Here is an 11,858-nt window from a genome sequence, read left to right as displayed (position 1 = left end):
TTGAAACTCTTTTTTTTTATCTAGTTCTGGGAGTTATCGCCTGGTTGGTTTTTAGCCTCTTCATGAGAGGGAATTTGTTTGCAGTAAACCAAATTGAGGTGAGCGGTAATCGGAGCATATCGGTAAAATATATCGAAAGCGCCTCGGGTATTCAAATTGGACAGAGTATTTTTGGTTTAAGAACTTGGGAAATTGAAAACCGGATCAAAAAAATTAACGACGTAAAAAGCGTAAGAGTTCAAAAGGTTTTTCCTCATTTAATTCGAATCGAGATTGTGGAAAGAGCTCCCTTGGCAAAAGTTGTGGTTGGAGATACCTGGTTTTATGTCGATGATCAAGGGGTAAGAGTAAATACCCCATCTGACAACCCCGATCTTTTAATTTCTCTTTATGTTCCATCCCTCGAAAATGATTCGATTAAAATGACTTTAGAGGTTATTCGTGCTTGGCTGAGCGATTTTGATACGCATTTGAAGATGACGAAAATGGTTCATAACAATCTGTTTATTTTACAACTTCAAAATGATATATTTATCAAGTGTGAGAGTGTTCAAAACTTGAAAGAAAAAATCCCGGTTTTGAAACCCTTGTTGAGAGAAGTCCAGGTAAAAGCTCTCAAGGTTGTTGGTTTTGATCTACGCATGAAAAAAGACATTGTTCTTATCCAGGACGAGGAGGAAATTTTTTGAAATTATTTAAATATATTGAGACATCAAACCCAACTATTGCAGCGGTTGATGTAGGAACCAGCAAAATTTGTACGTTAATCGGGAAGATTCGATCCAATGGAATCGAAATATTAGGTATTGGGTTGAGTGCTTCGTCTGGGATAAAAAAAGGAAAAGTTGTTGATGTTGAAAAAGCTTCCCATTCGATAAAAGAGTCGGTTCTCAATTCCTTGAGCGTTGCCAAAGAAGAACCGAATTTTTTATATACTGGGATTGCAGGTGATTACGTTACTTCCAGGAATGCTGAAAATGAAATACTTCTCGGAAAAGTCAGTCGGGAGGTATATGAAAAAGATATTGAAAAAGTCATAGAGGGAACTCGAACTCAGATAACCAGTGACGGTCAGGCGGTCATTCATGTTATCCCTCAGGAGTTTTCGTTGGACGATCAACGGGGAATTGCTCAACCTCGCAAACTGGTGGGAACTCGTTTAAAGGTGAATGCCCATGTGGTTACCGCTGAAGAAAACCATCTCCACAATTTGGTTGAATGTTTTCAAAGCGTAGGGTATGAAGTTTACCGAACAGTATTTCAACCCTATGCCTCGGCGTTGGCAGTATTGACCACTGGTGAGCAGGAAGCGGGAACGGTTTTAATAGATATCGGCGGAGGGACAACGGATATTGCGGTATTCTATAATGATTCTATCTATTATTCTAATATTTTACCGGTTGGAGGAGAGCTGATTACTTCTGATTTGGCAATTGGTCTCCGGACATCCCGCGACGAGGCAGAAAGAATAAAACTCCAATATGGAAGTGTTTATAGTAAATATGTTCCTGATGATGAAATGATTGAAGTCAAGGATATTAGCATGAAGTCTCTGCGGTCGGTAAAGAGGAAGTTTGCCTGTGAGATAATTGAAGCGCGAGTGAAGGAAATGATACTAATGATTAGAAGGGAAATTCGAGCTTCAGGCATGTCGTCGGTATTACGGGGAGGAATAGTTATTACTGGCGGGTCTTCGCTTTTGGGAGGGCTCAATGAATTTGCTACAACGCTCTTAAATATGCCGGTTCGGATTGGATTTCCAGAAAGTAAAAATTACTTAGGGCAAGTGCAAGTCATATCGAGCCCAATATTTTCAACTTCTTGTGGGCTATTACAAATGGCACTTACTGAAGGCCAGGAAAGAAAATCAGATCATCGCTTTAACGAGGGATCTTCTGGAAAAATTCATGGAATGGTTAATAAATTAAAGGATTTCTTCATGATGGGATAATTACTGGGGGTTACAGAGATGTCTAAGGTGAAAGGAAATGCCGGAGAAAATAACAACGTTGTGATCAAGGTTTTCGGTATTGGAGGCGGTGGAGGGAATGCCGTTAACCGAATGGTCAAGTCAGGATTAATGGGTGTATCATTTGTTGCACTCAATACCGATGCCCAGGTGTTATCACGTTCTCTGGCTGCCGTTAAGCTCCAAATCGGCTCGAAATTGACTCGTGGTCTTGGAGCTGGAGCTAACCCGGAGATTGGTCGAAGAGCTGCCGAAGAAGATAGAAATAAAATTTACGAAGCGTTGGAAAATACCGATATGGTTTTTGTAACGGCTGGTATGGGCGGTGGAACCGGAACCGGTGGAGCTCCAGTGGTAGCGAACATTGCTCGCGAGTTAGGAATATTAACGATTGCAGTTGTTACCAAACCCTTTTCTTTTGAAGGACGGAAAAGAAACCGTCAAGCTGAAGAGGGGATAGAGCAACTCAGAAAAGTAGTGGATGCTCTGATTGTTATTCCCAATGACCGCTTGCTTCAAGTTACCGAGAAAACGACCTCAATTGTCGAAGCTTTTCAGATGGTAGATGATATTCTTCTCCAGGGAGTACAGAGCATTTCTGATTTAATCAATGTTCCGGGCATTATCAATTTAGATTTTGCTGATATCCGGACGATAATGGCCAATGCTGGCACTTCTTTAATGGGTATCGGGAAAGCTAGCGGAGAAAATAAAGCGACTGAAGCAGCAAAAGTGGCAATATCCAGCCCGCTTTTGGAAACATCTTTTAAGGGGGCCAAAGGCATACTCTTTAATGTAACGGGAGGACCGAATTTGGGAATCCTGGAAATACATAAAGCAGCGGAGATTATTTGTAGTGCTGCCTCGGAAGAGACCAATATAATTTTTGGTGCTGTTATAGATAAAAACATCAAAGACGAATTAAAAATTACTCTGATTGCCACTGGATTTGATCATGGTGGAGAAAAGGATAGTGAGGAGACGCAGGAGATATTTCAAGGAGAGGTCGCTGATTCTTTTACCTTCGATGACTTGGACGTGCCTGCTTTTATGAGAAAAAAAATGAAATGATTTTGGATGTCACCCATTTGAAAAACATTGAACGGGGCTTATCCCTCAACAACAAGATGGGGAAGTATCTTTTTGTTGGGTGTTTTCCCGGCTCTTATGAAATGGGAATGGCGAATCTCGGGTATCAATCGGTTTTAAAGACCGTCTTTGATTGTCCTCAATGGAGGGTCGAAAGATTATTTACCGACACCGGGATTCGAACTTTCGAGAAAAGTACCCCCGTAGCTGAAGCTGATATCGTCGGATTGACCCTTGGTTTTGAAATTGAAATTTTCTCATTGGTACAGTTGCTTTTGGTTTCGGGATTTGAGGTTTATGCCAATGAACGGGAAGAAAATCAACCCTTAGTTTTAGTTGGAGGTCCACTGGCCTCCTTGAACCCGGAAATTATTGCCCCTTTTGCCGATGTCATTTTTGTTGGTGAAAGCGAAGAAAGCCTTCCTGATTTATTAGCTGCTTGGGAAGAAGCACAAGACTTCGGTTTAAACCGCCAAGAAACACTGCTTTATTTAAGCCGTTTCCCCGGCGTCTATGTTCCACGGTTTTATTTTCCTCAAGTTTCGGGCACATTTTTTAAAGGTTTTAAAAAAATTGACACCGTTCCAGAACAGATCCAACAACAAAGAGTTGATATTAGCCGTTTTGAGGTCTTTTCTCATATTTATACTCCTCAATCCTATTTTAAAAATATGGGATTGATGGAAATCAACCGGGGGTGCAGTTATCGCTGTCGTTTTTGTGCTGGTGGAGCTATCTACCGCCCCCTACGCCAGCGACCGATTGAAATGGTTTTGAAGATGATCAATAATTTAAAAAAATGGACTTCTCATTTGGGGATCATTGGGTCGGATGTGCTCTCTCATCCCCAATGGGAGGATATTATAAAATATGCAATAAAAAACCAGTTTACCGTTAATTTTTCATCTCTCTCCGCGATCACTCTTTCTCGCCATAGGGAATATCTTCCCTATTTGGTAAAATGTGGAATAAAAACTTTGACCTTGGCACCAGAAAGCGGAGAAGTTAAGACTCGTCAGTATTTTGGGAAGGGTTTGGATGACGAGGAGTGGACTGATCTCATCGAAAATATTATCCGGTTGGGAATACCGAAAGTGAAACTCTATTTTATGATAGGGAAGACTTTTCATTCTGCCGAAAAAGATTTGGATTTTATTCATAAATTATGTCGTAAAATTAATTCTAACCATCAATTATCTATTTCTTACAGCTTTTTGGTTCCGAAGCCTCATACCAATTTGGAGAACATGAAAACTCTCTCTTTCCTCGCTTGGAGGAAAGAGAGAGAGCTTTTCGAGACCGGATTGAAAAAAATGAAAATTCGTTTTTCCGGTGAAAGTCTTCGAGTTGCTTGGATAGAGCTTCTTTTAGCTCGGGCTGATCGTTTCTTGGCTCAGGAGATTCCAAAACTGGTGGGGCAAAAAAATGGTTTGGTATTTAATCAATGGAGAACGGTAATGGAAAAAATGGGACGGGATTTTGATGAATGGCCAAGACATCCCTGGGAAGATGGTTTGTTTCCCTGGTCAATAATTGACAATGAAGCGAGAAATCAGTGAGGAAAGTGAGGAAGAACCGGATCGAAAATGATGAATAAATACATTCAAAAACGGTTAGAAATGATTCAAGAAAATATTATACGTTCCTGCCAAAAATCGGGGAGAAAGAGCGAAGAGATTAAAATCATCGCCGTGACTAAAGGAATCAACGTTGAAAAAATGCAGGAAGCTTTATCCTGCGGGTTAAATCGCTTTGGCGAAAATCGGATTCAAGAAACCGAGCAAAAAAGAACTTCTTTTCAAGAAGAACCAATTGAGTGGCATTTTATTGGACAGCTTCAAAGGAACAAAATCCCAAAAGTGGTAGAATATTTTCAGTATATTCATTCTTTAGACCGGATAAATCAATTTCAAGCCTTAGAAAAACGTTTGGAACTGTCAAAGGAGGATTGCTATCCGGTTATGGTACAGGTGAATTTGACTGGCAAAGAAACCCAAGCTGGGCTTGAGAAACAAGATGTCATCCCTTTTTTTGAATCTTTGCACCTTTATCGACGTATTCGAGTCAGTGGGCTAATGACCATTGGGCCTCAGGGAAGTCTTGATGAAATTCGACGAGTTTTTCGTGAGCTTTATCAAATCAAGGAAGAAGTTGAGAGTAAAAAGTATAGTTGGATTACACCAACTTTGGCTTTGTCAATGGGAATGAGTGATGATTATCCAATAGCGGTAGAAGAGGGTGCAACCTATCTTCGGTTAGGACGTTGTCTATTTGGAGAAAGGAGCAATTAGGTGAAACAATCCATTTTGGTGGTAGGTTGTGGTAATATGGGGAGTGCTCTGACACGAGGACTTTGTCTTGACAAATGGCATAACAAGTATGAATTCTGCCTTTATGATAAAGTATTGCCCAAGGCGATACAGATAGCCAATGAACTCGATTTATCTTATGTAGCTGATATAAATGAGGTGAAGTCGGAACCCTACCTCATTTTTTTAGCGGTAAAACCCAATCAAATCGAATCAGCTTGTCAAAGCCTTTCTCAATTTAGAAACTCAATATTTGTTTCTTTGGCAGCGGGAGTTAATCAGGAACAATTGCAGAAATATTTAGGAGAAGGCCGGCCTATTATCAGAATGATGCCGAACTTGGGCGTAGAAGTTGGGGAGGGCGTTGTTGCTCTTCATTATAACTCTCTGGTGAACGAAGAGAATCGCGAGGACTTACTGTTTGTATTTTCTTCTCTCGGGTGGATTTTTGAAGCCGAAGAAAAGGAGTTCGATCAGATTACTGCCTTGAGTGGGAGTGGTCCAGGATTAGTGGCGGTTTTTTTGGAAGCGATGATGGATGCTGGAGTGAATATTGGTTTGCCGTGGGAAAAAAGTTTAAAAATGGTTGTGCAGACCATGCTAGGAACGGCAACCTGGTTGAAGAAAAAAAACTGTCACCCTGGATTATTAAAAAATATGGTTTGTTCTCCTGGTGGAACAACCATTGCCGGAATAAAACGACTGGAATTGTCAGGTTTTAGAGGTATAGTTATGGACGGGATTGAAACTGCCAATAGGCGAGCAAAAAATAACATGGCCGAGGAGTGACGGGAATGGATTTGAAACCGGAAAATATTTTGGAGGTTGAATTCAGTCGTTCTTTCCGCGGGTATAATGAAGACGAAGTAAACGAATTTATTGAGGAAATTGCCGAAGCAATTGAAGTGGTGCAAAAAGAAAGAGAAAAATTACAGCAGGATAATGAAAGATTGCTACAGGAAAATGACGAATACAAGCGGAAAGTGAACGAATTGTCCCAATATGCAAAACGCTTAGAGGGAACTTTAGAAGAATGGAAAAAACAATTAGATATTGAGAAAGAACTGACTCGTCGAGAATCACAAATGCATTTAAAGGAAGCTCAGATTCGGGGAAATCGAATTGTTGATGAAGCTTTGAAAAAAAAGAAAGAAATCGAAGTTAGTTACTCTGAGCTCCAAGAAAAATATCGGTTGTTTCAGATTCGCTTTAAATCTCTCCTTCAGACTTTTATTGATAGTATTGACTGGAAAGAACAACCAATGGATATGGACACTCCTGAACCGGAAGGAATCGATCAAAATCCGATTCATTCTCCCGAAGATGTAACCTCATTTTCTTTTCGGGATTTGGAAGAAGACCAAAAGTAATGGAGTTTAAAGGAAGAAGTTGTCCAGGGAATTGTTTCATTATTTTTCTAATTAGTTATTTTTGTTTTTTATTATTAGATCGGATAACCAAATGGTGGGCTCTGAATAATTTATCCAATCGAACCATCCAAATCATTCCTGGTTTTTTTGATCTCACTCTGCGAAGGAATGTGGGAAGCGCTTTTGGAATTCGTCTCTTAAATCCACCCGCCCATTTAATCATTACTTCGGCGATAACCATCGCTTTTCTTTATTTTATGCTCCGATTTCTTGGCAACTGGAAATGGTGGTTCTTTTTGGGAGCTGGCTTGTTTTTGTCCGGAGCTTGGGGAAATCTCATTGATCGTTTACGTTGGGGATTTGTAATCGATTTTTTTGAGCCATCAATCTGGGCGACTTTTAATGTTGCCGATGTAGCAATCATCGCTGGTTTAGTATTGGTATTTTTTCAAATATGGATTCAGGGTTCAGAAATTGAAGAAACAAAAAATCAAGGTATATGATAATGAGTTTTGCCGGATTGATGTCTGGCTGCACAGAAATTTTCCGGATTTTTCCCGATCGGCATTCTCAAGGCTTATAAAACAAGGTTTAGTACAAAAAAACCAGGAAGTTATTTATAAACCCAGCAGCGAAATCCACCCGGGTGATATTCTTGAAATCACTTGGCCAGTTGACACCCCGCATACCTTAGAACCCCAAAACCTCCCCTTGGATATCATTTATCAAGACGATCACATTGTGGTAGTAAACAAAAGAGCCGGTATGATCGTTCACCCGGTTCGTCCCTTCCAAAAAGACACTCTCATCAATAGTTTGCTTTTTCATGGGATTCAACTGCCTCGTTATGGAAGTCCGCTTCGTCCTGGGATTGTTCATCGCTTGGACCGGGATACCTCGGGTGTTCTGGTGGTTGCCAAAACCGATCGTGCCTATCTCGAACTGATCCACATGTTTAAAAATAGATTAGTTATGAAATTTTACTTAGCTCTCGTCGAAGGACACTGGAAGGGGAAAAGACAAGTCGATTTGGCTATTCAGAGGAATCCACGGACGCCTTGTCTTATGAAGATTTCTTCAAGTGGGGGAAAGCCGGCATTGACTGAAATAGAACCTCTGTGGATCGGAGATTCCTATTCACTTTTGCAAGTCAAACCGCGGACCGGACGAACTCACCAGATACGAGTCCATTTAAGTTCTCAGGGGTACCCGATTGTTGGAGATAAATCTTATGGAAGTAATCGCTCTGAAGTAATCATGAAACGGCAAGCTTTGCATGCTTTTCTTATTGTTTTTTCGCATCCGGTTACCAGAAAACAAATGTTTTTTGCCGCTGCTTTGCCCAGTGATTTTCAAGAAGCCTTGAGTCATATTTCAAATTTGACGAATATTATCGGGAATAGCGGGTATCACGGTTAAATTTTTTTCGTTGCGGAAGGTCATTTTTCCTAAGCCGGCATGGGGAAGGGTTTTTACGTTTTTAATGGGGGCATACATAACAATTACCGATTTTTCATTCCGAAGAGAAGAATAATAACCGGCAATTTGAGCTGCCAAAAACAGCTCTCCAACAAGATTATTGGGCTGGTTGGAAATTCTCAGTAAAACATGCGAACCAGGAAAATCCCTTACATGAAGCCAATAATCGTCTCGTGATGAAAAACGGGTAACTAATAAATGATTGGCTTTTTCATTTTTCCCGACCAAAATTATATTTTTCGAGGGAGTGAGAAATTTTATTATACCCGGTTCAAAAAATCCTGATTGAGTTGAACTACTCTCATCCTGTTCTTGGCAGAGCTGAGCTTGATCAAGGCTCAAGAGTTCCCTTTTAAGGATTTTTTTGCGGAATTCCAATTTTTCTTTTTTCTTTTCAAGTATTTGATTGCGGGTTTTTGATTTACGATATTTTCGAAAGAAGAGTTGCATGTTTTGATTCACAGAAAGGAGAGGGTCAATCTCAATAAAAATTTCTTCTGAATTACCGCTGAGAAGGTTGGTTACCAAGATTCCTTGCGGTTGTTTTTCGATGATATTCAATTGTGGGTATAGTTTCAAAAGATTCCCCCGAGTCAACAACTCCGCCAGCTGATTCTCACTGACCAGAGATTGATCCACTTTAAATAATTCTTCTTCTATAAATGAGAGTTCTTTTTCAAGATAGCTCTTCCTTTTATTTTTTAGACTGAGAAAAGTTTGTAAATTCCAGTGGGTTTGAACAAAATATTTCACTGCATCATTGAGGTTGGGGAAATCACGGTGTGGAAGTTGAGCATAATGCGATGTTGGCGACCAAAATAATCCGAGAGGGAAATTGTCCTTCGGGGAGATATAGACGGTAATAGAAGAATTGAGGTTTTGCAGTGGTCGAAAAATATCTTGAAGGCGGGTTCTGATTATCGACTGCATATTCTCCCAATTCATCTCTCGATTGGCTAAGTTTTCTCCTAAGACTGAGGTTAGGAATGGCCCAACACCATCGATATTTTTTAAAAGCCATTTTGGTAAATCATCATCCCGATTTGGGATTGGGAGTTCGGCTTTTTCTTGAATGAAAAGGAGCGGGTCAACAGCATTCATTTTTAGAGGAGGAAGTTGGTAAGGTTCTCCAACCATAATAGTGCGAAAACGATTCTGCTGAGGACTCACTATCTTTTGACAACCGAGTATAGAAGAAGGGTGGTCGGCAGTCGTTAAAATACAATTGGCATTTCTTCCGGTTAGCTCACAATAAAGATAAAAGAAGTTTTTTTCTTCCCAGATTTTTTGGTTCTGGACGGCTAAACGGATTACTCGGTCCCATCCTATTTGTTCGAACCCGATAATTTTAGCTCCTAACAAGTATTTATTGAGGATTTGCCCCCAGGCCGATTCTTTGATTTTTTTCATGATCGGTTTTTTCTGCGAATAGTAAAAAAAACAAATTTCCGGATGGGTGGATAGGATTAAAAAGCCCGGTTGGTTTTGAGAGCGTATCTCTAAACAAGTTTCTCGATTTTCTGTAAGGATAATTTTTTGCACCCGAGCTCCTTGCACAAGAGGGGAAACAGCCTCAATTTGGTAGCGTAAGGGAATTCCTTCCAATATTCTCATCGATTCAGAGTCCTGACTTTGTTGACACGTTCAATAATATTAAATAATATTATTCCAGTTGCACAATTGCAAGCTTTGTTTAATTTCCAGCGAATGCGGTTTAAGTGAAAGGTAGAAATACCAAGTTGAGTCATGAGTATAAAAACAAAGAAGGTGGCTACAGGCAGAATAGTTGTTCTTTTGGAGAAATGCCGCATTGCGTTGGAGAGAGTACTGATAAAAATTATTTTCCCCAATAATCATTTTATCTTTCCTTATAATGATAATATTTAGAAACATGACGATATATTTAAAAAGGTTAAGAAAAGGTGAAAAAATGAAAAGTATGACAGGATTTGGACATGCTGAAGGTGAGGGTTCGATTGGATTTTATCGAATATCCATAAAAAGCTTTAACCATCGCTTTTCAGATATTAATTTACGGCTACCCCGTGAATTAAGTGTTTGGGAAGAAAATTTAGTATCCTATCTCAAAGAACGAGTGTCTCGAGGAAAGGTTGAGCTAAAACTCAATTTTGAACCGAGCGAAGAAGCTTTTTCGGTCGAAGCCAATTCACTTTTAGCCAAAGCCTATTTGAAAGCGCTTCACAAATTGAGTGGTGACTTGAACATTCCCTATGAAGCTGACCTGCGAGATTTAATGCAAGTTCCGGAAATAATCAAACTGAAAGAAGACGATCACCGCTGGCTTGATGAATACCAACGGTTTTTTCCGGTATTTCAAGAGGCCGTGGAAGCCTTTTTGCAGTATCGACTCCGCGAAGGAGAAAAATTACTTCACGATCTTTTAAAGCAGATGGAAATATTTCGAGAGTTGGTGGCTTTGGTTGAGGAAAAATCAAAGAATATTCCGGAATATTATCGAGAAAAACTTAACCAGAGATTAAAAGAAGTTATTCCAACCGTTCCCATTAACGAAAACCTATTAGCGCAAGAAATTGTATTTTATGTTGATCGAAGTGATGTCCATGAGGAAATTATCCGCCTGAAGGCACATATTTGTCGCTTTGATGACATTCTTTCCCATCAAGGTTCGATAGGACGTGAACTCGAGTTTGTACTGCAGGAAATGAATCGTGAAGTGAATACAATTGGTTCAAAAACTTCAGATGTTGAAATCTCTTCAATCATTATTGATTTAAAAACGGTTTTAGAAAAAATGAGAGAGCAAATTCAGAATGTGGAGTAAAAAATAGTTATGTCCGGCCTCCTTTTTGTTCTTTCTGGACCCTCTGGTGCTGGAAAAAGTACGGTGAGAAAGGCGGTAATGAAACAATGCAAGGGGCTGAAATATTCTATATCTTACACGACCCGGTTAAGACGAGAAGGAGAGAGAGAGGCCATCGATTACTATTTTGTTGATGATGATACCTTTAAGCATATGAAAGAGAATCATATGTTTATTGAGTGGGCTAAGGTTCATGGTAACTTTTATGGAACTCCTCGTTTGAAAATGGAAGAATGGTTACAAAGCGGATTTGATGTCATATTAGAAATTGACGTACAGGGAGCTTTCCAAGTAAAAAGAAATTATCCTCAGGGTATATTTGTTTTTATTGCTCCTCCATCCTTAGAAACTCTTGGAGAACGACTTCGCAATCGTAAAACTGACAGAGAAGACGTTATCTATCTTAGGATGATGAATGCTTTGGGTGAGATGAAATCGATTCGGGATTATGATTATTTGATTATTAATAATATACTTGAAGAAACTGTTCATAAATTCCATTCGGTTATTATTGCCGAGCGCTGCCGTATTCGTTATGGAGATAATGAGAATCAGGAATTTTTATCGGAATGATTTTTTCTTTCAATAAATTCGATGTTATTGAGTGGTATCCAATAATGACTAAGTCTGGAGGTCCTTTGAATTTAACGCTTCGATCCTGGTAATGATGATTTTAATACCTTTTCCCTTTGGTTTTTTCGCTCCTCCTCCCTTGATGGGAGAAAGCCAGGATGGGGATGAAAACCCGGGATTTGACATGCCATGGTATGTCGCACTGTTAATAGGGCATAATAAATTGC

General features: G+C 39.7%; 12 protein-coding genes. 11 read left to right on the top strand and 1 reads right to left on the bottom strand.

Annotation, left to right across the window (positions count from 1 at the left end; genetic code table 11):
• Window positions 1-44 precede the first annotated feature (44 nt).
• Genes RT761_RS00575 through RT761_RS00535 form a run of 9 tightly spaced genes read left to right on the top strand, consistent with a single transcriptional unit; the run spans window position 45 to window position 8,156 of the window.
• Window positions 45-689: a cell division protein FtsQ/DivIB gene (locus RT761_RS00575; RefSeq protein ID WP_218112156.1), complete on the top strand. Its 645-nt coding sequence runs from the start codon at window positions 45-47 to the stop codon at window positions 687-689.
• Window positions 686-1,951 (top strand): cell division protein FtsA, encoded by a 1,266-nt coding sequence (gene ftsA, locus RT761_RS00570; RefSeq protein ID WP_218112155.1) that lies wholly within the window; start codon window positions 686-688, stop codon window positions 1,949-1,951. The genes RT761_RS00575 and ftsA overlap by 4 nt, the downstream gene beginning before the upstream one ends.
• Before the next feature lie 18 nt (window positions 1,952-1,969).
• Window positions 1,970-3,040 carry a cell division protein FtsZ gene (ftsZ, locus tag RT761_RS00565; protein WP_218112154.1) on the top strand — a complete coding sequence of 357 codons (1,071 nt, stop codon included), beginning with the start codon at window positions 1,970-1,972 and terminating at the stop codon, window positions 3,038-3,040.
• A 17-nt stretch (window positions 3,041-3,057) separates the two neighbouring features.
• Entirely contained in the window at window positions 3,058-4,617 is a 1,560-nt protein-coding gene (locus tag RT761_RS00560; protein WP_218112153.1) for a radical SAM protein, read from the top strand.
• A 27-nt stretch (window positions 4,618-4,644) separates the two neighbouring features.
• Window positions 4,645-5,349 (top strand): YggS family pyridoxal phosphate-dependent enzyme, encoded by a 705-nt coding sequence (locus RT761_RS00555; RefSeq protein WP_218112152.1) that lies wholly within the window; start codon window positions 4,645-4,647, stop codon window positions 5,347-5,349.
• On the top strand, window positions 5,350-6,156 hold the full coding sequence (proC, locus tag RT761_RS00550) for a pyrroline-5-carboxylate reductase (protein ID WP_218112151.1): 807 nt from the start codon (window positions 5,350-5,352) through the stop codon (window positions 6,154-6,156).
• Window positions 6,157-6,161: 5 nt separating this feature from the next.
• Window positions 6,162-6,737, top strand: a complete 576-nt coding sequence (locus tag RT761_RS00545; protein ID WP_218112150.1) for a DivIVA domain-containing protein — start codon at window positions 6,162-6,164, stop codon at window positions 6,735-6,737.
• Window positions 6,737-7,240 (top strand): signal peptidase II, encoded by a 504-nt coding sequence (lspA, locus tag RT761_RS00540; protein WP_218112149.1) that lies wholly within the window; start codon window positions 6,737-6,739, stop codon window positions 7,238-7,240. Before RT761_RS00545 ends, lspA begins: the two co-directional genes overlap by 1 nt.
• Window positions 7,212-8,156 (top strand): RluA family pseudouridine synthase, encoded by a 945-nt coding sequence (locus RT761_RS00535; RefSeq protein ID WP_218112148.1) that lies wholly within the window; start codon window positions 7,212-7,214, stop codon window positions 8,154-8,156. The genes lspA and RT761_RS00535 overlap by 29 nt, the downstream gene beginning before the upstream one ends.
• Here RT761_RS00535 and RT761_RS00530 read toward each other — a convergent pair.
• Window positions 8,112-9,830, bottom strand: a complete 1,719-nt coding sequence (locus tag RT761_RS00530) for an Rqc2 family fibronectin-binding protein (RefSeq protein WP_281388016.1) — start codon at window positions 9,828-9,830, stop codon at window positions 8,112-8,114. The two genes, RT761_RS00535 and RT761_RS00530, sit on opposite strands and share 45 nt — an antisense overlap.
• A 316-nt stretch (window positions 9,831-10,146) precedes the next feature.
• Here RT761_RS00530 and RT761_RS00525 point away from each other — a divergent pair, with 316 nt between their 5' ends.
• Together RT761_RS00525 and gmk are read left to right on the top strand one after the other, a co-directional pair.
• Window positions 10,147-11,019, top strand: a complete 873-nt coding sequence (locus RT761_RS00525; RefSeq protein WP_218112146.1) for a YicC/YloC family endoribonuclease — start codon at window positions 10,147-10,149, stop codon at window positions 11,017-11,019.
• A 9-nt stretch (window positions 11,020-11,028) separates the two neighbouring features.
• Window positions 11,029-11,631 carry a guanylate kinase gene (gene gmk, locus RT761_RS00520; RefSeq protein ID WP_218112145.1) on the top strand — a complete coding sequence of 201 codons (603 nt, stop codon included), beginning with the start codon at window positions 11,029-11,031 and terminating at the stop codon, window positions 11,629-11,631.
• Window positions 11,632-11,858 lie beyond the last annotated feature (227 nt).

The sequence above is a fragment of the Atribacter laminatus genome (genome assembly GCF_015775515.1).
GTDB classification, from domain to species: domain Bacteria; phylum Atribacterota; class Atribacteria; order Atribacterales; family Atribacteraceae; genus Atribacter; species Atribacter laminatus.
This window is presented reverse-complemented; position numbering and strand designations above follow the sequence as displayed.